Genomic DNA, 25,043 nt, shown 5'->3' on the forward strand with positions numbered 1-25,043 from the left:
TTATGAGCGAGTCAGCATCACTTTCGATTCGGGAAAAAGTCGGATACGCTTTTGGCGACACGGCCTCGAATATATTCTTTCAGTTTGTTAACATCTTTCTGCTGTATTACTACACGGATGTGTTCGGACTGGCGCCAGCGGCAGTTGGCGCAATGTTCGTTGCGGCTCGTTTTTGGGACGCGATCAACGATCCCTTGATGGGCGCATTGGCTGACCGCACGAATACGCGATGGGGTAAATATCGCCCCTATCTGCTCTGGATGGCGATACCGTTTGGGTTGATGGGGTATCTGTGCTTTGCCAATCCAGACTTTAGCGAAACTGGTAAGCTAATCTATGCCTATGCGACCTACATCGGCCTCATGATGATCTACACCGCGATTAACGTGCCTTACTCGGCGCTGATGGGGGTGATGACGCCTAGTTCGGTGGAGCGGACCAAGCTAGCCAGCTATCGCTTTGTCGGCGCATTTTCGGGCACACTACTTATTTCGTTGGGAGTGCGCCCGCTGGTGCGTGAGCTTGGCGACGGTGATGAGGCGTTGGGCTTCAAGTTGACGATGGGGCTGCTCTCAGTGGTGGCGATTGGCTTGTTTTTAATCACGTTCGCCTGGACCAAGGAGCGTGTAAAGCCGCAGAGTGAGGAAGGCGTCAGTTTACGAAAAGACATTGCGTTTCTTTTTCGTAATCGGCCTTGGGTGATCATGGTCATTGCGGCGATTCTGACACTGTCTAACGTGGCGGTTCGCGGCGCGGTGACGGCGCATTTTTTCAAGTATTACATCGGTGACGACGGAGAAGCCGTATTCTGGTTCCTGGATAAAACGTCGTTGATGCTCACTTCCGGATCACTCGCATTTATCGTGGGAATTTTCTTTACGTCGTGGTTGAGCAAAACCTTTGGCAAACGAAATTCGTTGATGGCGCTTACGCTGCTGAACGGAGTGACTTTGCTGGCGTTTTATTTCATCCCTCCCGGCGCCTTTTACACCATGTTGGCAGTGAATGCACTGGGCAGTTTGTTGGCCGGTCCGACGCCCGCGCTGGTATGGGCAATTTATACCGATGTCGCTGATTACGGTGAATGGCGCTTTGGTCGACGTTCAACGGGGCTTGTGTTTTCCGCCGCCATGTTTGCGCAGAAAATGGGGCTGACGATCGGGGGAGGGCTGTCTGGCTGGTTGCTTGGCTGTTTTGGCTACGTTGCCAACCAGGAGCAAACGCCGGAAGCGATTCTTGGAATTCGTATGCTCTTTTCGATCTTACCAGGCTTGCTGGCCGTGGCCAATGGTGTTATCCTATTTTGGTATCCTTTATCTGATCGTGAGGTTGCTGAAATTGAAGCGGATTTAAAAATCAAACGAGAATCAATTAATCCTGTAAACGCTTAATAGTAGATGAATAAAATTACCTCTATTGTGGCGCTGTCTGCGTCCACTTTTCTCATTCCTTTCGGCTCCCATGCTGATGTTGAAATTTATCAGACGACGCGACAAGGCGACCGTCTGGACAAAGTGGAGGCGGTCGCAACCGGCGAGGCGTCTTATACCTTGACGCTCGATCCAAGCAAGACCTACCAGACGCTCGTCGGTATTGGAGGGTCTTTTACGGAGTCCTCGGCACAAGTCATCAGCGAACTTTCCAAAACCAAGCGTGAACTGGCGCTGCGTAGCTACTTTTCACCGGCAGGCGCCCGCTATTCGCTGACCCGTACGCACATTGCCAGCAGTGATTTCTCCGTCACCAACTACACCTACGCGCCGGTCCCGGGGGATAAGGACCTCGAGCATTTTTCCATCGAGCCAGACCGCAAGTATCTCCTGCCAATGATTAAAGAAGCGCAGGGCATCGCGGGAGCCGATTTTAAAATCATGGCTTCGCCGTGGACGCCTCCGCCTTGGATGAAGACTAACAACCACTGGAATGGCGGCAATTTGAAGCGTGAGCATTACCAGACGTTTGCCGACTACATGGTCAAATACATTCAGGCTTATGCGGTGGAAGGGATTCCGATTTGGGGCGTGACGCCGGCCAATGAACCGCTGGGCAATGGCAGCCAGTGGGAGAGTGTGCATTTTTCTGCGCATGAGATGGCGGACTACATTGGTGATTACCTTGGGCCGACTTTGGCCAAGCATGCGCCGGAGGTGAAGATCTGGGCTTATGATCAGAATCGTGGGGATCACTTGGTTGAGTGGGCCGAGACGATTCTGGGTAATCGGAAGGCGGCGAAGTATACAGCAGGTATGGCCGTGCACTGGTATCAAAGCACGATCGACTACAGCGCCTGGTCACTGGATAAAGTGCACGAGGAATTTCCAGATAAGCAAATACTACACTCGGAGGGCTGCATCGATGCGGTCGGCGACCATGAGGCGATTGGCTCCTGGCTTGAGGATGACTGGTATTGGCGCGCCGAAGCAACTGATTGGGGCTACGACTGGGCGGCGGAAGATGACAAGGTGAACCACCCGAAGTATCGTCCTTTTTACCGCTATGCTCGTGACCTGATTGGCGGCTTTAATCATCATTTCGTGGGTTGGGTAGACTGGAATATGTTCCTCAACACCCGTGGGGGGCCGAACCATGCCCGCAATTACTGCCTTGCGCCGATTCTGGTCGATAGCGGTAAGGATGAATTTTACCGCACTCCTCTGTTTTATGCGTTGGCGCATTTTAGCCGTTACATGCGCCCCGGCGCAGTACGCATCGACATGGTCGGCCATGATGAAGTGCTGATGGCCACTGCGTTCAAGAACCCGGATGCCTCCATCGCTATCGCTGTGTTTAACACCTCCGAAGAGGCAATCAATTTTGACCTGCAGTTTATGAATCGTGGAAAAAAGACGATAATGATACCTGGTCAAGCGTTGCAGACAATCCTTGTCAAGGACTAGGCCGAGGAATAAATGCCCTAAAAATCGACTATGTAATTTAATGCAATTTAACTTGACGCGTGCATAAAATTGTGACACTTTCACTCCATACTAACCAATACCCTCACAGACCCCTCAATAAACCTATGAAAAAGACAATCATTGCCTTATCTCTCGTTCCGTCGTTGTCGCTCGTTAGCAATCTAAGCGCGGTCGATTATGTGTGGAACGGCGCACCGGATGGCGATTGGGCCACCGCTACTAACTGGAGTCCCAACGGAATTCCTAATCTCACTGGTCCAGACAATGCGACAGTGAATGGCTCCACCGTTTACACGGCGCCAGGCGACTTTTTTCTGACCAATGGCAGCACGCTTACCATTCAAAGCAGTGGCAGTTGGATACAGGAAGGCGATATTTCATGGATCCAGGCATCTGGTGGCATTCTGACGATTGAAACCGGTGGCTCGTTTGACACTGGCACCGCTGGAAACTTCAATAATACTGGCGCAAACACGCTTAATATTGGTGGGGTATTCGAACTGAACGGCATTGCGTTGACGCTGGACGATGACTCGATGACGATTTCTTCCGGAGGCCAGTTTAACTCAACGGCCAACTTCTTAATCTCAGCGGATACCGCATCTTTCCTCATGACAGGAGGCGTGGCGAATACTGCTGAATTCAAGCCAAATGGAACGAGCAACGCCACCATCAATGGCGGTATTTATAATGCATCTTTGGTTTCATTTGATGGAGGTGTTTCCAGCAAAGTCAACTTGGGTGGCAGCGGTCGTTTGAACATCGCAAACGGTGGCACCTTTCAAGGAATTTTCGCCATCGGCGATGACGATTACATTAACATCACTTCGGCCAGTTCAGTGTTGTTCATTGATAACCTGGACGAGGCAAACAAAGACATCCTCATGGCTAGTGGCCGTGTTCGCGTCAATGACGTAAACTCTGGCATCATCGCAACTGCAGTCGGTAATGGGTATGAGTTTACCTCTAACATACCGGAGCCTTCGACTTATGCAGGGCTATTGGGATTGGCGACTTTAGGCATCATGATGATTCGCCGTCGCAAGCAATAATTCTTTTGTTTTTATTTCGAAGCCGTCAGCAAGAGCTGGCGGCTTTTTACCACAAACAGACACCGCATCTCCGACCAACTTCTGGTCGTTCCCTCCCAACTAAAGCAGCCGCATGAATGCTCGCTTGCCGGGCTGTGCTTACCCCAGGTTTTAGCCTTATCGCTATGCGTTTCCGACTACCATCATGCTCTATTACCCTAAATCTTTTAAGATAAATAAAACTATAATCGGATTATTTTTATTCGTAAAAATTGTAGTTTGTTCTTCTTTGCATGCAGAATTTTCGGATGCAAATTTCATCTCGGAAACTGTTTACAGCGGCAACGGAGTTGTCTCACTGGAGTTCGACGATGCCGGTCGCCTTTATGTCAATGAGAAGCAGGGGAGATTGCTCGTGCTGGAGCCAAATGATGGACCCGACATTAGCATCAGCTATCAATATTTTGAGGGCACTTGGACAGAGTTGCCGGACTTTGGCGCCTTGACTCCGGTGGCCAGCGGTTCCGTTGCGGGGTTTGATTTGGAGCCCCGACTACGGGACGATAATTTTGCTTTTCGCTACACCGCAACACTGAGCATTGCGACAGAAGATGACTACACGTTTTACACGACTTCAGACGATGGTAGTCGTCTGTTGATTGATGGTGTGGAAGTGGTCGACAACGATGGTTTGCACGGCAACATCACAGAAGAGGGGACGATTTATTTAACGGAGGGGGATCACACCGTAGTAGTCGAGTTTTTCGAAAACGGAGGTGGTGAGAGTCTGACAGTGGAATGGGAGAGTTCGACGATTGTGCGGCAGCAATTAGGAGGAGCAGGCGGCGATTTCAATCCGCCGCTCGTCGTCGCCGACATCACATCTGCGGTCAATACCGATGGCGAACGTGGTTTGCTCGGCATGCGGCTCGATCCAGATTTTGCGAACAACCGCTACGTCTATCTGTTTTATTCAACCTCCAGTGATCAGCGCTTGTCGCGCATCACGCTGGATGAAAGCTTCACGCAGATGGTTGCAGGTTCGGAAGTGATTTTGCTTTCCGGCTTGCCCAACGAAACCAACGTTCACAACGCCGGCGACTTGCAATTTCACCCGAATGACCCGTATTCGCTCTACGTCATGCTGGGCGATGATGGCAACCGCTACGTCGTTGATGACTTGGACGTTTACAACGGAAAGATCCTGAAAGTCGACGCCGCTACTGGCTTGGGATTGGCCGATAATCCCTTTTACGATGGCGATCCTGATAGCGTGCGCTCACGCGTTTGGGCGCACAGCTTTCGCAATGCGTTTCGCTTTGTTTTCGATCCGGCGGCACCGCTTGACGAGGTGATGTATCTTTCCGAAAATGGTGATGGAACGGATCGCCTCGTGCGCATCGAGAAGGGGGCTGATGGTGGTTGGCCAGATGAGTTTGAAACATCGTCAGCCGACGGAAAGCGCATCATCTTGCGGACGCATAGTCCATCTGCCACGGGCGTAATTATTCTGCGCGGTGGCCCCTTTGCTCCGGATGGTCCGGTCATCTACCAAGCTCGCTATGGCCAGGAAATTAACCGTTGGTCCTTGACCGGGGCGGAATTGGATGCAATCACCGCAATTGAGTCAGATAACGGCGCTGCCTTCCTCAGTGATCCGCCTGCGAGCATGGTATCCTTCGAACTCGGGCCCGACGGAGCACTCTATTATACAGATACCAATCAGGGCGCATCATTGGGCAATGGTTATGAGATTGGCCGCATTCGTTTTCAAGGTGGTGAGCCGCCAGTAGCAAGCTTTAGCGTAACACCTGAGCAAGGCGCTGCTCCGTTGATCGTCGATTTCACTGATACATCCATAGCGCCGGATTCATCGATCGTCTCATGGAGTTGGGACTTTGGCGATGGCGCGACGAGCACACAGCAGAGTCCGCAGCACAGCTATAGTGAAGCCGGCGTTTATACAGTCAGTCTTACGGTGGTGAATGCGTTGGAGTTAACCGACACGGTGGAAGCCCAGGTGTCGGTATTTGAGTCACCGAACATAGATATCATGGGCGAGATTGCCGACGTGAGTGACGGCTCGTCGCAATCGGTCGGCGTGCCGGTCGAGCTCACATTCTATCAGGCAGATGGCGTTACGCCTGCGGTGGTGACTGGCGGCAGTGGTCTAAACCAGAATGTGCTCGGCGTTCCTGCTGGCAGTGATGTCGATCTGTCAATCAATGTTCAACTGACGGAAACTGGATTTGTGGTTGTCGCTGATGATGCGAATGCCGCTGGGTTCGCCGCAATCACGCACGGCTTTATGGTCGATTTAAGGAATGGCGCCGAACTCGAGCTGAACCTGAATTTTTCGAACACTGCCTGGGCCGGTCGTGTGCTGGATACCCGAGGCGAACCAGCGGTGGTCGATGTTGGCATATCGCGTGGCGAGAATCAGATCCCGTATGGGATCATTGGTGGCCGTGACTACAGCAGCAATGCGCGCTATGCACCTACCGGAATCGAGAATCGCTTGGACGTGGATGCACTGGGCTTTTTCTATTTTCCCATTGCGAGCGCAGATGCAGATGACGTGTTTTACTTGGATGCTCCGGGTGATTCCGGAACGAATGTTTACGGACGTGTGCAAGTCGGCGAAGTCATTTCGAATGCTGGACTCGTAGAAAGCGAGCCAGTCCTTGGCCTATTCGATGGGGGTGAAGACGTGGATGATTTATCGGGCATTGCCGAGACGCCAAACATCGATTTTGTCAGCGACGTACAGGTGATTTTTTCAGCTAACTGCATTGGCTGCCATAACGATATCGCAACCAACAGCGGCGGCTTGGATTTACAGCCAAGCGCCAGCTTTGCAGAGCTGGTGAACCAACTGAGCGTTGAGGCGCCGGGGGTCAAACTCGTGGAGCCTGGCTCGCCGGAGCGCAGTTACCTGATGGAAAAAATAAATTCCGACCAACCGCAAGTGGGCGACCGTATGCGCCCTCACGATCCGATGTCGCTTGAGGATCAGGCAACGATTCGCGACTGGATCCAACAACTCTCCGCCTACCAGCTTTGGCGTGGTGAAACCTTCGGTGAAGAATCGAGCTCAAATGAAGCAGAACCCGAAAGCGACTTCGATGGGGACGGCGTCCAGAACTTGATCGAATATGCACTTCAATCCAATGCGGCCAACAATGGGGATTTTGCGAGTGTCAATGCGTTGTCCGATTCGGATGGCATTGTGCTAACCGTTGCGGAGCCGCTGGACAGCATTGCAATCCGTTGGGAGGCTTCAACTGATTTGACTCCAGAATCATGGAGTAGTGTGGCTAGCCGTGCGGCTTTTGGTGCTTGGGCTTTGTCGCCTGGTTACGAACTGTATTCGGACCCCGAACATGATGTAATCCTCCTGATCCCGCCAGTTGGGGCCATCGATAACGGACTCTTCTTTCGATTCAAAGTAGAATCGAATTAGCACGATGCTTTCAACAACTCTCAATCCCTCAACAACTCGACATCGATAGGTTGCATTAAATTGCAACGATGTGTGTGGTTGTTATTCCCCTGAATCCCAATCCCAACATAGATGAAAAGACTACTGTGCACCCCACATCGGAGTTGTCTTGCCCGTTTGGCGGCTTTGACGACGACTCTGTCGCTAGCCCCAATGGGCCAGCTCCATGCGCAACAAGCCGTGCCGATTGGCGCAGGCAGCTACGCGGAATTCCCACCCGCGCATGAAGATATCGTTGGTGGAGAAGACATCGGCATGGTGTCCAACTTCCTCAACCGCCAGCTCTACATTCACTCGTCCAAGTCGGGCGAACCGGTTCCAACCAACGATTGGTGGACGGACCTGATTTTCAACCAATACTCGGGCAACATGTGGCCGTATCCGCTCTCGGTGCAGGCCAATGCCTCGGGGGTCAATGTTTTCTTCCCCATCGAGTTCTCGGCCTCGGGAACCGACATGCTGACGGAGTATCCCATCGGCGTAGGTGGGCAGGCCGCGATCATCCTCGGACCGAATGACACCATCCTCGCCGACTTCGAAGGCGCTGGCTGGCCTGTGGGTTGGAGCACGACGGGCGCGGCCTTTGGCAGTGGTCCAGCGGCTGGCTCGGTGTCCGGGCAATCTTTAGTCACGAACTTCAACGGCGCCGGGTTGGCCAATTCCTTCCACGGTGGCGATGCATCAACGGGGGCGTTAACTTCGCCAACCTTCACCGTCAACGCGCAGTATATACACGCGTTGGTGGGTGGTGGAAACCATCCCGGCGTCGCGGAAGTTCGTCTCATCGTCGGCGGCAATGTCGTCCGCACCATGACGGGTGAGAATTCGGAAAACCTTGCATGGCAAACCTGGGACATTTCCGAGTACAACGGCCAAACCGCGCAGGTGCAGGTGGTCGATAACGTGACCGGCGGCTGGGGCCATATCATGGCGGACCAAATTGTGATGACCAACGACGCCGACCCGGCCACGAAGTTTAGCACCGACTTTGCGCCCGCCAGCGCAGTGGCGCTTGACTGGTCGGACTGGCTCGTGCAAATGCGTCTCGAGCAAAACCCGAACGCTTACTACGACGTGACGATGGGGCACGGCCTGCCGTTTGTGTGGGTGGAGTCAACCGGCGTGAGTCCGCTGCTAAGCATCGACGCTTCGGCGATCCTTCGCGACGCCGCAGGCAACGTGCTGACGCTGCCTTACACCGGCTCAGCGATGTCCGTGGAAGTGCAGGGGAGAACGTTTGGCCTTCACGCGCCCGACGGCACGACCTTTGAGGACGCCAATGGCGATGTGCTCGTTAACTTCGGCAGTGGCTCGTATCTGGTGATCAGCGCAATGCCGGATTGGGGCTCCTTGAACGGCTTTGACGCTTATGCCTATGCCATTCCACGAGACACGATGATGACGTGGTCTTACAACCCAGCCAACGGCTTTGTTCGCACGAATTGGACGGTGACGGCGGAAGCGCTCAAGGGCGTCAACACGACCGTGCTGCAAGGCTGGATTCCGCATCATTACCGCGAGACGGATAACGATCTCACGTTCACGTCGGTCAGCTACACCACGCCGCGTGGCAAGCTGAAGCTATCGGCGTCGAACACCGCGCAGATCGATTTCCCGTTCACGGGCATCTTGCCGAATCTGCCGACGCCTAGCCAGCTCGGTGGCGCGCATGATTACTCGCCGGAGCGTATGGACTTCTACCTCGATCAATACGCGCAGCGCACGGACTACGGTGGTGACACTTATTGGGGCGGCAAGAGCCTCACACAGTTCGGTGACTACTTGACGATCTCCGCCGATTTGGGGACCGACCACGTAGACGCTCTCAAGGCTGCGCTGACGACTGCGCTTGAAGATTGGTTTACCTACGACGGCGTCGAAACAGAGCATTACTTTGCCCGTTACGATGGCTACAAGGCGTTGGTTGGCTTTAATGAATCCTATGGCTCGTCGCAATTCACGGACCATCATTTCCACTACGGTTACTTCACCCGTGCGGCTGCGTTGCTCGGTTTGCAAGACCCGCAGTTCCTCGCGGATTACGGCGACATAGCCAGGCTCGTCGCCAAGCAATACGCAAACTGGGATCGCAACGACACGGACTTCCCGTTCTTCCGCACCTTCGATCTGTGGCATGGCCACTCTTACGCGGGTGGCACCAGCGCAGGCAATGGCAACAACCAGGAGTCGAGCTCAGAGTCGATTCAATCCTGGTGCGGACTGTTCCTGCTCGGCGAAGCGATGAACGACAATGACATGCTTGCCGCTGGCGCCATGGGCTACGCGATCGAGCGCCTCGCGATCAAGGAATATTGGACGGACTATCATGGCAATCCCGATGCGACGAATCCCATCCTCGGCGATGGCGGCACGTTGCCCGTCGAATATGGCCACGAGTACGCGGGCATTGTTTTTGACAGTGGTCCTGCATACGCGACGTTCTTTAGCGGTGATCCCGGCTGGATGTATGGCATTCAATGGCTGCCGATTCAGCCCGGCCTCGCCTACATGGGTGAAGATCCGGCGTTTGCGAAATCGCAAATGAACTCCATGGTTCAAGACCGGGTGCCGACGATGGCAGGCGCGGCGCGTGGCGTTATCCGCGACTACAATCTCGCCCCCGCGCAAACCGAATGGCACAATGCAGATACTGCAGGCGCGCTTGAAAAGTTTGCTGGCGCAATCAAACTCGCCTACGACCACAACCCGACCTACACGCTCGCGCAAAGCGGCAATCCGCTTTACGTGAATGGCCAGTTGAGCTTCACCGTGGAGCCCGATGGCGCGATTACACTGGACCCGACAATCTGGTCTGCCGGCACGCTTGCGAATTACCCGGACCTCGTGCCGCCCGCCATTGGCCAACCACTCGAAGGCTGGCCAATGTATGACTACCTCTACACCAATTATACCTACGATGTAAACTACCTCGAGGACAAGTGGGAGTTTGAGGTGCTAAATTATCAAAGCGGCGTCGACACTGCGCAGGCCAAGAAAGTCATTGGCGATTGGGGCGTCGGTCTCGGCAATGTGATCCTTGGCTACATGGCTCACTACGATGCCGATGTGGTGGCTGAGCTCATGGACGAGTTTTACGACGACGGACATCCAATTGGCATCGGCAACGACACGAGCGGCCTGACGTATTACTACACGCACGCGCTGCGTTCGCTCGGGCACATCGTTTATGATCGCTACACGGACATTCCGACGAGCCAGGTCTTCTACAATCCGTCGACCGGCGTTTACAGCTACGCGGTTTACAATCCGAGCGATGTCGAGCAAACGGCCACGGTTTACAACACCAGTGGCGGCGTGATTGGCACGTTCCCAGTTCCGCCGAAGAAGGTCGTCCAACACAAGCTCGACCAAGCGTTGAACAATGTGCAGATCACGGCGTCGAACGCCGCCAAGACGGTGACGCCTGGCAGCACGATTCAGTTCTCTGCGGTGGGCTACGACCAGTATGGCGCCACGCATCCGCTGACGAGCATCAGCTGGTCTGTCAACGCCGGTGGCAGCATCGATGTGAACGGACTCTTCTCCGCGAGCGTGAATGCCGACCCGGTTGTCGTGACCGTGAATGCGGATGGACAGGAGCAGACTTACACGTTCCGTGTAGGCGATGCGCCATACCTCGCCGACATTGCGATCACGCCGGAGTTCGCCCGCGTGGAAGCTAGCTCGACGGAAACATTCGCCGCGACTGGCCTCGACCAATATGGTGACGAAGTTTCGTTGGTCGGACTCGTGTGGGCAGTCGATGGCGGCGGTTCGATTGATGCGAACGGCGTGTTTACATCCAACGGAACCACGGGCGCCTTCTACATAATTGCCGACAACGGCAATGCCTCGCAGACCGCGCTTTTCGCCGTGCATCCGCCGCTGCAAAATGTCGCGGCAGGCAAGACCACTGATGCTTCGAGTGTGGTGGGGCCAGCAGGTGAATCAGCTCTGGCTGTTGATGAAGACGGCGTGTCCCGTTGGGAAAGCGCGCATGGCAACGACGATGAGTGGTTTCAAGTCGATCTTGGCGCCAGCTATGACATCGAGCGTATCGTGATCGACTGGGAAGGCGCCTACGCCAGCGAATATGAGCTGCAGGTATCCGACGATGGCGCGAATTGGACAATAATTCTCACCGTGGAAAAAAGCACGCCAGAAGACGACGATCTCGCCGTAGAAGCTAGCGCGCGTTATGTTCGCTTCCAGGGCATCGACCGTGCGCTCGACTATGGCTACTCGTTCTATGAGTTCGAGGTTTATGGATCGGAGGGCGCGGATGCGATTGAAGGCGCGCAGCTGTTCCTGAACCCGACAGATGTGGATCTGCTTAACGGCATGTCGACGGACTTCGATGCCTACGTGTTCGACGCCAATTGGAATGGCGGCGAAACGAGCCAAATTGACTGGTCTGCCGACACCGGCTCCATTGACGCGAACGGCGCTTACACTGCCACGCAGGAAGGCGGGCCGTTCACCGTAACCGCGACCTTTACTGGCACGGTTGCTGGCGGTGGCGTGCTTGATGCAACTGCTACCGTGAATGTATCTGGCGGTGGCGCCTACATTAATATCGCCCCAAACGGAACGGCTTCGGCCTCGTCGGAAGAGGGCGCTGGCATGGAGGCATCGGCGGCGATCGATGAAAGCCTGGGCACGCGTTGGTCGTCCATCTTCGAAGATGATGAGTATATCACCGTCGATCTTGGCCAATCCACCTATATTGACTCGGTCATTCTTCGCTGGGAAGGCGCTTATGGCGAAGACTACCACATTCAGCTCTCTGATGATGGGACGAACTTCGCCAACGCAATCAGCGTAACCGGCGGCGATGGCGGCGAGGATGATCTGCCGATCGGCGCCAGCGGTCGCTATGTGCGCATGCAGGGCGTAAGCCGTGGCTCGCCTTGGGGCTATTCGCTGTGGGAGTTCGAGATCTATGCGCAAGGCACGCCTCCACCGACGAATCTAGCCGAAGGTCAGCCAGTGGTCTCATCCTCTGATGAAGGCGTCTACATCGCCGATGCAGCGGTTGATGGCGATGGCGGCACCCGTTGGTCCAGCGAGTTTGAAGACGACGAATGGATCTACGTGGATCTTGGTTCAACGCAGACCATTTCCCAGGTCGTGTTGATATGGGAAGGCGCTTATGGATTACACTACAAGATCCAGGTTTCCGGCGACGCGACGAACTGGACAGACCTCATCGAAGTCACCAACGGCGATGGCGGCAAAGACGACTTGACCGTTTCCGGCAGTGGTCGCTACGTGCGCATGCTCGGCATTGATCGCGGCTCCCCCTGGGGTTACTCGCTGTGGGAGTTTGAGGTCTACTAGGCCAATTCCAATTCCCCAATAAATCCACCCCATGAATTGCAAGGCGGGGTCATTCTCCCCAAGGGCCCCGCCTTTTCTCAACATAAACCTGATTCCCTCAACTGTGATGAAATATTCTCGTATATTCAAACCGGGACTAGGCGTGCTTTCTCTGCTCGCTGCGACCCTTGCCAGCGGGCAGACCAATTTGGCGTTAAACCAGCCCGCCACCGCATCCAGCACGCAAGCTGGATTGACCACTGCAGAAGTTAACGACGGCGACCTCGGCACGCGCTGGGGCAGCGATTGGTCGGACCCACAGTGGATTTATATCGACCTTGGATCGGTGCAATCCATCGGCGATGTTGAACTCGTTTGGGAAGGCGCCTACGCCACCCATTATTTTATACAAACTTCTGACGACGCGCTGGCGTGGACGGACATTGCTGAAATTACAGATGGCAATGGCGGCACGGACACGATAACCGTTGGCGCGGATGCGCGCTACGTTCGCATGTATGGCCTCGAACGCCCGGGCGGTTATGGGTATTCGCTCTGGGAGTTCGCCATCTATGATCAGTCCACCACACCGCCTAACGAAGAAGACTTTGCGGAAGGCCAACCCACCTATGCCTCGAGCATAGAAGGCGCCTACACCGAAGGACTCGCCACTGACGGCGATCCTGCGACCCGATGGGCCAGCGCTTATGAGGACGACGAGTGGATCTATGTCGATCTTGGCGAAGCAAAATCCATCGAGCGCGTTTACCTGCGCTGGGAGGATGCCTTCGGCTCCGGTTACATCATCCAAGTTTCCGATGACGCGACTACTTGGACCGACGCTTACACGGAAACCGTTGGCGACGGCGGAGAAGACGACATCACGTTGGCTTCACCAGTCAATGGCCGTTACGTGCGCATGCAGGGCGTGACGCGAGGCTCCGAGTGGGGCTACTCGCTCTGGGACTTCGAAGTCTATGGCTCCGCAGCGCAGCCGGAGGGCGATTTGGCTGCGGGTAAGTCAGTCGTTGTCTCATCCGAACAGGACCCGGTTGGTTTGTCCAAGGACTTCGCGGTAGACAGCGACGGACTCACACGTTGGGCTTCCTTGGAGACGGATACCGAATGGATCTACGTGGACCTAGGTTCCGCAAGCTCGGTTAGTCGTGTTGTGTTGACTTGGGAAGACGCCTATGGCGAGCAATACATTATCCAAGTATCAGACGATGCGGCGACTTGGACTGATGTCTTTACCGAAACCGCTGGCGACGGCGGAACAGACGACATCTCGTTCGATACCGTCACCGCGCGTTATGTGCGGATGCAAGGTGTGGAGCGTGGAACGATCTATGGCTATAGCTTATGGGACTTCGAAGTCTACAGCACGAGCAACAACAATTCCGGACCGACCGGCCCGACGGACGTCACGCTCGCGGGAGAATACGTGGAATACGTTCGCGTGAACGTTAGCCCAAACACCAATGACGACGAAGAATACTTCATCTTCCAGAACGTGGAAATCAGCGATACGATTAACTATGATATCGGAACTGAAATTACGATTTCCAAGCATTACGTTAGCCTGGGAGTCGGCTATGATCTGCGCATTTCGGCTGTCAATGCAAATGATCAACAGATCGTGGGCGGCGAAGACTTTGGGTTCCCGATGACACTGACCGTTTATGAGGGCCTTACTATTAACCTTGAGAAAATCAAGGCCAGCAATGGTTTGGACCTCGCGTTTGGCAAACCAATCTACGCATCCTCTTCGCAAGAACCGCTCGTTCCGAGCCGCGCGAATGATGGCGAGACTTACGAGACGGACCCCGAGTCACGCTGGGCTTCGCTTTCCGGCATCGACGATGAGTGGATATATGTTGATCTCGGGCAGGTCTACAACTTCAAGCGCGTGCTTCTGATCTGGGAAACCGCCTACGGGCTGGACTTCGATATCCAGGTATCCGATGATGCCGTTACCTGGACGACGGCCTATGAAGTTCGCGGCGGCAACGGCCAGACCGACGACTTGCAAATGGACGCCACTGGCCGCTATGTCCGCATGCAGGGCATTGATCGCGGAACGGATTATGGTTACTCGCTGTGGAGCTTCGAAATTTACGAAGAGGAGGGCTACAATCCAGACGACATCATTGAGGATCCATACACGGCGCCCGCCGCTCCGGACCCAGTTGGAGCTTTCGCCTTGATCAGTCCAGCCGACGGCGCGATGGAAACAGCCACGCATACGCCGACGCTGACTTGGAACTCCGTTGCTGGCGCAACCCGCTACGATGTTTACATGAACATCACTCAGGACAATTACGACTTCACGCAGCCGGGTAAGTTGCTTGATCGCTACACGAAGATCGGCGAATCAACCACGACCTCTTTCACGCTCACTGAGCCACTGCCGGATCGCTGGACTTATCAGTGGTATGTGGTCGCCGTGGACGGCGTGTCGGACCCGCGTTCGGATATCAACACCTTCAGTTTGTATATTCCGACGTTGGAGCAGGTTGATGATGGCATCAATATGGTCAACGGCGCTCGTGACATGAACCGCAACGGCACGATTGAGCCCTATGAAGATTGGACTCAGCCCGTGAGTGTTCGGGTGGATGACCTGATCTCGCGTATGACGCTTGTCGAGCAGATCTCGCAAATGTTCTTCGATTCGGATGTCGATCCATTGACCGGATTTGACTTCGGTCCAGTTGATCCTTCCGATCAGGAAACCACGCAACTCGCCAACGCTGCGACGCGTCTGGGCATTCCGTCGATCACCAGTGCTGACACCATACATGGATACAAGACTTCGTTCCCGACTGGCACCTCTTTCGCCGCTTCTAAGAACTATGACCTCATCCGTGAACTGGGTGACATGCAGCGTCGCGAAATGCGCGCCGTGGGCGCGTTTGGCACTTTGTCGCCGATTGCGGAAGTGGGCACCATGATTCTTTATCCACGCATTCAGGAAGGTTGCGGGGAAGACGCGGATGTGGCCTCTGCGATTATCCGCGCATTCCTGGTTGGCTTGCAGGCGGGGCCGGAGCTAAACCCGAATTCCATCTGGGTGACCACTAAGCACTGGCCGGGCCAAGGCGCTGGCGGTGAGCAAGTCATGGTATACGATGGCACCACTGTGCATTACCACATGCGCCCATGGCACGCTGCGATCGAAGCAGGCACCAGCGGCATTATGCCGGGCTATGGCGGCACCACGTTGTTTGGGCCCAGCACGCATGGCGCGGGTGACAACCCATACATCATCTCCTACCTTCGCAATCAGATGGGCTACGAAGGCCTGATCTGTAGCGACTGGTTGGACAGTTGGGTATGGCTCGACTCCGCCAACGCGGGTTGCGACGTCATGGGTGGCGCTGATCCGACCAAGCGTCACGATTACGATCCTGGAACACCGGAGATTGATGACTTCGACACGGAAATTGACCCCGCCGTGGTGGAAGACCGTGTTCGCCGCATCCTCGATATGAAGTTCCGCTTGGGTATCTTCGAAAACCCATATGGAGACTACCTCTATGGCGAAAGCGAATGGCGCGATCACCACAACTACGACCTTGCCATCCAAGCGGCGCGTGAGTCGATGACCCTGTTGAGCAACAACGGTGCTCTGCCTATCCAGTTACCTGCGGGCAGCAACATCGTAGTCGATGGACCGTTTGCCGACACAGGCACGCAATGGGTGATCTGGACGAGCTTCTTCCACGAAACGGAAGGCTCCCTCACGCCGTTTGACGCCATCTCGGTACGTGCGGCGGAAGAGGGGATCAACGTCTACCTGAATACGGCGCCGACGACTCCTGATCTCGCGATTGTGGTTTGCGGCGAACCATCTTACACGCATGGCACGTATTGGCCGCAAGAAGAGCCTTATCTACCAGCGGCACAAACCGCAGTGATCGACAATTATCTGACTCAAAATATTCCGGTCGTGGTTGTTTACGTCATGCCGCGCCCGTGCGTTCTGGGGGCATCTGAACTCAGCGCCGATGCGCTGCTCCTGACCTATCGCGCCGGTGACGGTGGTGGACCTGCTTTGGCTGAAGTGTTATTTGGCGACTATGCGCCAACCGGCAAGACGCCGTTCCAGTTGCCGCGCTCGATGGCCCAAGTGGGCGGGGCTGATATTCTGGATACCGTCGAACGTCAGGATCTTCCCTTCGACCTCGGTGCGACCCAGCCAGAGATTGATGCAATCATTGCCCACATCGCTGCGGGTGAATCCGTGCCGCCAATCTACGGAGATCCGTTGTTCCAGTATGGTTCGGGCCTCGATGGCTACGGCCTTGCAGACGCCACTGCGCCCAGCGCCCCGACGCTCATTGCGCCGGCAGACACGGGAACCTTCGATCCTGACCTGCCCAACTTTAGTTGGACAGCCAGCACCGATGCGGAAACCGGCATTAGCCATTACGATGTCTACGTCGACGGCGTCAAGGCGCACACGACCAGGAAGGGCACATCCTGGGATCACCGGAATCTTGCGCTGGCTAATGGAGCCCACACTTGGGAGGTGCGCGCCGTGAACTGGGCGGGGCTTGAGCAAAGCTCGGGAACCTTCTCGTTCACGCTCAACGATACGACCGCGCCGCCAGCCTTTGCGTTGGTGGCTCCGGCCAACGCCTCCAACGCGCCTGCGGGCGAGCCGCTGTCCTTCTTCTGGGAGGATGTTGTGGACGCCGACAGCGGAGTCGATTACTACGAGTTCTACTTTGATAGTGTAAAGCTAGGAGAAATCTCCCCCCAGCCACTCATTACAGAAAACGCCAACATCGCGCTCAACCGGCCGTATGTGGCCTCGACCACTAAACAGGGCACTTACTACGCTCTGACGGATGGCGACAGCGTCAGCGAAAGCTCACGCTGGGCCAGTGATGACTTCGAGCCGCAGACGGTGACGATCGACCTTGGAGCGGATTACCTGGTCACTCAGGTGAAGCTCTATTGGGAAAACGCCTATGCGTCAGAGTATCGCATTGAGGCGTCCATTGACGGCGAAACCTGGACCGAGGCTTACTACACCAATACGGGCGATGGCTTGATCGACGACCTGACCGGCTTGTCCGCCGTAGCGCGATACCTCAACGTCTACTGCATCGACACGCCCACGCCGTATGGCTTCTCCCTCTATGAGGTGGAAGTGTTTGGTGAGCAGGTGCTGGGCGCCACAGTTCCGGCTCCCTCATTGGGAGCTCACACTTGGACGGTGCGCGCCGTTAATGGCACTGGGCAAACCACCGACGCCAGCGCGACGTGGACCGTGACCGGGCAATAGCATCCCATTGGCTAAAATAGAGAAGAAAGCGGGGCCTGCACATCGTGTGCAGGCCCCGCTTTTTCTAGAGCACTTTTCATATAGATTGGCCGATCAGGTCGCAGTGATTTTTCGTGTTCAGCAAGGCGGCTTGAGCGTCACAGGCTGGAAGCCTGTGAGCGAAAAGCCAACAACGCTGGCGCGGAAAAGCACTCGGTTTTGGGCTTGGGGCCAGATTGGAAGTTCGCGGCGTTGGCATTTCAATCACGGGCTTCCAGCCCGCTCAATCAAAGCCGCCTTGCGCTGCATCCAATCTCTAACCCACCTGACTCGGCCAATCTAGATGAAAAGTGCTCTAGGCAAACTGATCTATGAAGCGGTCCTTTGATAAGTGGACGTTTCTCGTTGGCGAACGTAGCTCCAGTAAAGTGCAGCGGCCTCGGTGCGGCGAGAGGCGTATAGCTTACTCAACACGTTGCTAAAGTAGTTCTTAACCGTTTTTTCGGAGAGTTTGAGCAAAATTGCCACTTCCTTATTCGTTAAGCCTTTCGCCACTTGTTCCAAGACGCGTCGTTCTTGGGCTGATAACGTATCCACCAAGTCCTCTTGTTGGGACTCGTTGGCTTTACGCATATGGTTAACTACGTGTTGGGTGATCGACGGGTCCAATATACTCTTACCAGCCGTCACATCCCTTAGGGCCGACACAATGCTTTCAGCTTTACAATTTTTGAGAATGTACCCTTCGATTCCAAGGGCAAAGGCGTCGAAAATGCAGCGATCATCTTCACATGAGGTCAACACGAGTAGCTTCGCATGATGGCTCGACTCACGCATTTTTTTACATAATTCGATGCCGCTGCAATCAGGCAGCATCACGTCAATAAGGACGATGTTTGGTTTTTGGTCCTCGTAAACTGTAAGGGCATCGTCGCAATTATCGACTTCACCTACAATTTCGAACTCTTCGCAGTCTGCAATCAATTGGCGAAGTCCGATGCGGACTACCTCATGATTCTCGACGATAATGATTTTGGTTGGTGTTGCTTTCGTGATCATGCTTGGGTTGACATCATTGTAACAACAATGGGTTTACGTTTTGGGATAGGGATATGCTCAAAGACTACACGACACATTTGTGTGTATACTTAAACTCAGGGATAGAAAATCAGGTTGTTTTGGCCTTAGAAATCTGTTCAATCAGTTTAAACTACAGCCTTCCTGAAGTTAATGCATTCCTTTTGTCACAATTGTGATGGAATGACAACTCATTTAGCCCCTGTATTTTGGACTAAATCCACCAACCCACGCCACATTTCCCTAATATCAAGGTGGTGCCCGGGGCGGGACTCGAACCCGCACGCCCTTGCGGGCAAGGGATTTTAAGTCCCCAGTGTCTACCATTCCACCACCCGGGCGGGTGCGCCGATAAGTCGGCTGGTCATGGATTAAAGGGTGTATGCTACGTGTCGCCGTGGTGTCGACAAGGGGAAAATCACAGAGAATTTTGATTAAAAAGCCTCGGCCTCACGACCTGGCTGATTATTGATTTTCAGCCTTCAGCTCTTCAAGTTGCGGCTTGATTACCTTCTCGTAGTAGCCGGGTTCGATGCCGTGGGAAACCTGGATGCCCAAGTGGCGCTGCATGAATTCTTCGATGGTCTGCCAGCCTTCGTCCGGGAAATTAATCTTTTTCGTGTAGCTGCAAATCGTCAGGATATTTTCCAGTGACTTGATGCGCGAAGTGCTTTGCAGGATGCGTTCCGCCACTCGGAGTCGCATTTTGAGCTGAGTGCGGTCGAGCGGCTTGCTGAGGAAGTCGTCGACGCCTGCGTCCATCGCGCGCACGTAATTTTGTTCATCAGCCACGTTGGCGGTGAGCATGATGAAGTAAGTGTAGTCAGATTCCGGGCGGTTGCGAATGCGCTCCAGCAGCCCAAGCCCATCAAGGCAGGGCATCAGCCAATCACTGACCACAATGCGGGTAGGGCAGGTGTTGTAAATGCGCCAAGCCTCTTCACCATCGCTTGCGGTTGCTACGTTATAACCCATTTGCTGAAGGTTCGTCTTCAGCAGGTTCTGGGAGATGGCGTCGTCTTCTGCTATGAGCACATTCATTGAGTTATTGGGTTTAGCTCAATAGCTACTTGATTGCACGATATTTTAGCAGGGGTATATTTGCGGCGCAGATAGGGTTGATTGCCCCTTTGCTAGGCTTCTTTGAGGCAGTGCTCGGCGAATGCCTTAATCTTGTTCCAAACGTTGGAGAGGCCATTGCGGCGGTTGGGCGTGAGGTGTTGGGTAATGCCGACTTGCGCCAGGAAGTCCGGTGGCATCGCCACGATCTCCTCCGGTGGAAACCCACTGTAGAGCTGGGTTAAGAGGCCGGCGACACCTTTTGTGATGACTGCATCAGAGTCGGTTTCAAAGTAGCATAATCCCTCCTCGAAACGCGGAACCAGCCAGAGTTGCGACTGGCAGCCTTCGATGCGAAATGCGTCGTTTTTAAACTCATCAGCTAGAGGCTTTTGGCTCCTTGCATTGTCGATTATGTAGGCGAAGCGTTCCTGAGGATCCTCAATGATCGACAGGTCTTCGACGAGTTCATCCCGTTTTTCCGCTAAAGTCATTTGAAATGCGTTCGAAGATTTAAGGTTAGAAGTTCGTAAGCTACTGGTTGTTCGGAAATAATTCAACTTTCGAGCATTTCGAACCTTCAAACTCTAACTTAGCACCACTCCGGTGGATTTTGCAATTCTGGACGTAAAACACCGATGCACGGCAGGTTACGGTAACGTTCAGCAAAATCCAGACCATACCCAACCACGAACGCCTCTGGGATGGTGAAGCCGCTGTAGCTGGCGCGGTAGGTCTTGGTGCGCCGACCTTCCTTATCCAGCAAGATACAAGTGCGCAGCGTGGCTGGCTTCATGGCCTTGAGCACGCCAACGAGCTTTTGCAGGGTGCTGCCCGTGTCGAGAATATCGTCAATCAGCAGCACATGCTCGCCCGCGATATTCAGGCGAATGTTGTCGATGATCTCTGGCTCGGAAACTGGCTGGGTGTCATCACGATAGGAAGAGACGCGGATGCAGTCCAGGCGCGCGTGAAGCTTGAGTTGACGCATCAGATCGGCGACGAAGACAATGGAACCGTTGGTGACGGCCACGACCACAATTTCCTCAATGCCTTTATTGAGGTAGTATGTGGTGATTTCTTCGCCCAGTTCGGCAATACGCTTTGCGAGAGCCTCTTCGCTGACAAGGACCTCGGCGAGGTCATCCATGAGACTGTTGTGCGTCATTTGGTTAGCTTTCGGTAAGTAGATGGGAAACGCTTTTTGGCGCGTGTAAGTGATTTTTCAATATCGTCGGTGAGGCGGGGGGCGCCGGACGTTTTCGATGCTTTCAAGAGTAGTTCCACGCAGCGGCTGTCACGCTCTTCCAAATACCAGTCACCCACGTAGTAGTAAATGGTGCGGCGGTAGTTGTCGTCGTAGGTGTTGCTGGCTTCTTGCATGTCGGCCAGCAGCCACTCAAAGTCCTGGGTGGCCACATCGGAACGGCCAAGAAAGCTCGGGCTGCGCGCGGCGTTGATGCCGCGGATCAACCTGGTGTCCGGATTGCTCGGATCTTTCGTGATGAGCTCGTCCAGAATTGTATAACCTTTTTCAACGTAATCCAACTTGCTGAAAATCGACACGTACTGCGCCTTCATGACCGTGTTACTGCCGAGCATCGCCTGGGTTTTGGCGTTGTCAGGGTCTTTTTTCAGGATTTGTTCGAAAATCGCGATTGATTTATCCAGCGCCTTTTCATCCTCATCGTTCATCGCCTTTTCGCTATAGGCGATGCCAAGGTCGTATTTCAGCTCCAGGTCGTCGGGGTTGGCGGCGACTTTCTTCTCCAGTCCGGGGATACTTTGATCACCACTGGTGTCGGCTTTCAGGTCCTGCTCGGCGTGCAGGGCGCCGACAGTCACAACAAACGCAAATAGGATACCGAAAATTCTAGCTCTCAACATGAATAAACCTCACAGGGTGCAACTGCGCCTACTGGTGTCAATTAGAACCGAACCCAAACAGCTTGTTCCAGAGCGTTTTACGGGCCAGTTGCAGGCAAAAGCCTGAGCTTCGGTAGCAATCTGGTAACGCAATGTGGGATTTCTCGCGATTGTTTTGACACTTGGCGCCGCATTCGCTGACGTTGCCCGCATGATTGGGGTTAGTGTGCGAGGCGTGGTGAAACGCTTTGGCGAGACGACGGCGCTTGCTGGGATCGATGTTGAAATCGAGCCGGGTGAACTCTTTTTTCTCCTTGGCCCAAGTGGCTGCGGCAAGACGACGCTGCTGCGCTGCCTGGCGGGCTTTTACATTCCGGAGGAGGGGACGATTCTCTTCGGCGAAGAAGACGTCACCAGGAAGGAACCCCACAAGCGCGGCACCGGCATGATGTTCCAGAGCTACGCGCTGTGGCCCCACATGACCGTGCTCGAAAACGTCGCCTTCGGCTTGGAGCAGCAAAAGGTGCCCAAGGCCGAACGCCTCGCGCGCGCCCGCGAAGCCCTGGCCTCCGTCCAGATGGAGGAATACGGCGACCGCAAGCCCAACGCGCTTTCCGGCGGCCAGCAGCAACGTGTGGCCCTCGCGCGCGCCCTGGTGATCCGCCCCAAGTGCCTGCTGCTCGACGAACCGCTTTCGAACCTCGACGCCAAGCTCCGCAACGACATGCGCCTGGAAATCCGCCGCATCTGCAAGGAGTATCAGCTGACCACGATTTACGTGACGCACGACCAAAAGGAGGCCTTGAGCATCGCAGACCGCATGGCGGTTTTCTCGCGCGGTGAACTCCAGCAGGTCGGCAGTCCGGTGGACGTCTATCGCCGTCCGAAGAACAAGTTTGTCGCGGACTTCATTGGCGAGGCCAACTTCATCCCGGGCAACTTCAAGACTATGGCCAATGGCTTTTACGTGGTCGAAACAAGCTTCGGCGAGCTGCTCGGCTCAGCGCCCGAAGGGACCACGCTTTCGGCGGGCGCCGCGGTCACGATCATGATTCGTCCGGAGATGCTGCGCCTCGAAGAAAAGGCCGCCGCCGTGAACGCAATTCCCGCCACGATCAGCGGCCTGACTTACTACGGCGAAGTCGCGCACTACGACGTCGCGCCCACCGCAGGCGGCGAGTCCCTGCGTGTTTCGGAAATCAACCCGCAGCACCTCGGCGGCTGCCGCGATGGCCAAATCTACGCCACCGCTCGCCCCGAAGACGTAGTCATTTTAACCGACTAAACGAATGATTCCTCACGCAAAGCCGCAAAGTCGCAAAGAATTCGGTGGAGTGGCCTTTGCGTCTTTGCGTCTTTGCGTGAAATTCTAACCTGCGTTATTAGTGCTAAAAAATTCCATCATTGTCCTGCTCATTGCCCTCGTTGTTGGGGTGCCGATTGCGCTGCGTAAGAAGCAGGATATCGTCAAGAATCCCGACGCGAAGCTGATCATCATTTCGCCGCACAATGAGGCGATTCGCTACGAGTTTGAGACGGGTTTTCGCAAGTGGTATGAGGCGCAAACCGGCAAGGTGGTTGTAATCGACTGGCGCAGCCCGGGCGGCACCAGCGAGATCGTTAAATACCTCAACGCCGAATACACGAACCAGTTCCGGCTCTACTGGACGCGCGACCTCGGCCGCGTGTGGAACGAAAACGTCGCCTCTGCCTTTGGCAACCCGCGTTATACGCCAAAGGATCCGGCGCAGGTCGAGGAAGCGAAAGCTGCTCGCGAAGCCTTCCTCGCCAGCAACGTTGGCGTGGGCATCGATTTGTTTCATGGCGGCGGCTGGTATGACTTCAACGTGAAGGCTCAGCAGGGGATGCTGGTCGCCAACAATATTTTCGAAAAGCACCCGGATTGGTTCACCGAGGAGATGATTCCGCAGACGTTTTCCGGCGAAGTCTTCTGGGATAATGAACACCGCTACGTCGGCGCCGTGCTGTCGAGCTTTGGCATTATTTTCAACCGCGATGAGCTGCGCAGCGCGGGCTTTGAGGGCGAGCCCTCGCATTGGCGAGACCTGGCTGACCCGAAGTTTTACGGCAGCGTCGCCGTGGCTGACCCGACCAAGAGCGGCTCCATCACCAAGGCTTTCGAAATGCTTGTGCAGCAGCAAATGCAAGAGCTCGTTGCCGCCGGCGTGCCCGAGGAGCAGGCCGTGCCCGAAGGCTGGATGAACGGCATGCAGCTGATCCAGCAAATCAGCGCCAACGCCCGCTACTTCACCGACTCCGCGACGAAGCCCGTGCTCGACGTGTCGGCGGGGGACTGCGCCATCGGTATGGCCATCGATTTCTACGGACGATTCCAGGAGCAGAACCTCGTGGACCGGGGCGGCGGCGATCGCTTCGGCTTCATCATGCCACCAGGCGGATCGTCGATTTCGGCAGACCCGATTGGCTTGCTGCGCGGCGCCCCGAACAAGGAAATTGCCGAGGCCTTCATCGAATACACGCTCTCGCAGGAGGGGCAGAAACTGTGGGACTTCAAGGTCGGCGCGCCCGGCGGCCCGATCCACTACGCGCTGCGCCGCTCGCCGATCCGCCGCGATCTTTACGAGCCGCAGTTTGCGGAATACCGCTCCGACGCCACGGTCCTCCCTTACGATGAGACCGAGGGCTTTGTCTACCAGCCGGCATGGACCGGACGCCTGTTCAGCGAGCTGCGTTTCGTGGTCCGCGCGGCATTCATCGACCCGGGTGAGGAACTGCGCGCCGCGTGGGGCTCTATTCTGCGGGCCCGCGAAGAAGGCCGCACCGCCGACGCCGACGCCGCATTCGCTGTGCTGAGCGATCTTTCCGCCATCGACTACGAGCAGGCCAAGACCACGATCGATGAAAAACTGGGCGAGGGCGCCCTGGGCCGTTTGGAACTGCTCACCCAGCTCTCTGGCCACTTCCGTGAGCAGTACCGCCGCGCCCAACAAATCGCCGACGGCGGCCAAGGCTAA

Annotated in this window: 13 protein-coding genes and 1 tRNA gene; 8 read left to right on the top strand and 6 right to left on the bottom strand. The window is 55.2% G+C overall.

What is annotated here, in order from left to right; all coding sequences use genetic code 11:
- Window positions 1–2: 2 nt before the first annotated feature.
- The 6 genes from RBB63_RS17800 to RBB63_RS17825 all read left to right on the top strand — a co-directional run bounded on the left by RBB63_RS17800 (window position 3) and on the right by RBB63_RS17825 (window position 18,066).
- Window positions 3–1,391: an MFS transporter gene (locus RBB63_RS17800; RefSeq protein WP_309386344.1), complete on the top strand. Its 1,389-nt coding sequence runs from the start codon at window positions 3–5 to the stop codon at window positions 1,389–1,391.
- A 6-nt stretch (window positions 1,392–1,397) separates the two neighbouring features.
- Entirely contained in the window at window positions 1,398–2,897 is a 1,500-nt protein-coding gene (locus tag RBB63_RS17805) for a glycoside hydrolase family 30 protein (protein ID WP_309386345.1), read from the top strand.
- Window positions 2,898–3,022: 125 nt separating this feature from the next.
- The gene (locus RBB63_RS17810; protein ID WP_309386346.1) at window positions 3,023–3,970 is read left to right on the top strand and encodes a PEP-CTERM sorting domain-containing protein; all 948 of its coding nucleotides are present in this window, start codon (window positions 3,023–3,025) and stop codon (window positions 3,968–3,970) included.
- Between the two features lie 268 nt (window positions 3,971–4,238).
- Window positions 4,239–7,412: a PQQ-dependent sugar dehydrogenase gene (locus RBB63_RS17815; protein ID WP_309386347.1), complete on the top strand. Its 3,174-nt coding sequence runs from the start codon at window positions 4,239–4,241 to the stop codon at window positions 7,410–7,412.
- Window positions 7,413–7,604: 192 nt separating this feature from the next.
- Window positions 7,605–12,791: a discoidin domain-containing protein gene (locus RBB63_RS17820; RefSeq protein WP_309386348.1), complete on the top strand. Its 5,187-nt coding sequence runs from the start codon at window positions 7,605–7,607 to the stop codon at window positions 12,789–12,791.
- A gap of 106 nt (window positions 12,792–12,897) precedes the next feature.
- The gene (locus tag RBB63_RS17825) at window positions 12,898–18,066 is read left to right on the top strand and encodes a galactose-binding domain-containing protein (RefSeq protein ID WP_309386349.1); all 5,169 of its coding nucleotides are present in this window, start codon (window positions 12,898–12,900) and stop codon (window positions 18,064–18,066) included.
- A gap of 348 nt (window positions 18,067–18,414) precedes the next feature.
- Here RBB63_RS17825 and RBB63_RS17830 read toward each other — a convergent pair whose 3' ends face one another.
- The 6 genes from RBB63_RS17830 to RBB63_RS17855 all read right to left on the bottom strand — a co-directional run bounded on the left by RBB63_RS17830 (window position 18,415) and on the right by RBB63_RS17855 (window position 22,068).
- Window positions 18,415–19,104, bottom strand: a complete 690-nt coding sequence (locus RBB63_RS17830) for a response regulator (RefSeq protein WP_309386350.1) — start codon at window positions 19,102–19,104, stop codon at window positions 18,415–18,417.
- A gap of 273 nt (window positions 19,105–19,377) precedes the next feature.
- A tRNA-Leu gene (locus RBB63_RS17835) sits at window positions 19,378–19,463 on the bottom strand.
- Between the two features lie 124 nt (window positions 19,464–19,587).
- Window positions 19,588–20,163, bottom strand: a complete 576-nt coding sequence (locus RBB63_RS17840) for a response regulator (protein ID WP_309386351.1) — start codon at window positions 20,161–20,163, stop codon at window positions 19,588–19,590.
- Window positions 20,164–20,255: 92 nt separating this feature from the next.
- Window positions 20,256–20,675: a SufE family protein gene (locus tag RBB63_RS17845; protein WP_309386352.1), complete on the bottom strand. Its 420-nt coding sequence runs from the start codon at window positions 20,673–20,675 to the stop codon at window positions 20,256–20,258.
- Between the two features lie 98 nt (window positions 20,676–20,773).
- Window positions 20,774–21,349, bottom strand: coding sequence for a hypoxanthine phosphoribosyltransferase (hpt, locus tag RBB63_RS17850; RefSeq protein ID WP_309386353.1), 576 nt, complete (start codon window positions 21,347–21,349; stop codon window positions 20,774–20,776).
- Window positions 21,346–22,068 carry a tetratricopeptide repeat protein gene (locus RBB63_RS17855; protein WP_309386354.1) on the bottom strand — a complete coding sequence of 241 codons (723 nt, stop codon included), beginning with the start codon at window positions 22,066–22,068 and terminating at the stop codon, window positions 21,346–21,348. Before RBB63_RS17855 ends, hpt begins: the two co-directional genes overlap by 4 nt.
- A gap of 190 nt (window positions 22,069–22,258) precedes the next feature.
- Between RBB63_RS17855 and RBB63_RS17860 the strand changes: the two genes are divergently transcribed.
- Window positions 22,259–23,332: an ABC transporter ATP-binding protein gene (locus RBB63_RS17860; protein ID WP_309386355.1), complete on the top strand. Its 1,074-nt coding sequence runs from the start codon at window positions 22,259–22,261 to the stop codon at window positions 23,330–23,332.
- A 100-nt stretch (window positions 23,333–23,432) separates the two neighbouring features.
- A complete protein-coding gene (locus RBB63_RS17865; RefSeq protein WP_309386356.1) occupies window positions 23,433–25,043 on the top strand; it encodes an ABC transporter substrate-binding protein in 1,611 nt (536 codons plus the stop codon).

The organism is Cerasicoccus frondis (assembly GCA_031296915.1).
Taxonomy (GTDB): Bacteria; Verrucomicrobiota; Verrucomicrobiia; order Opitutales; family Cerasicoccaceae; genus Cerasicoccus; species Cerasicoccus frondis.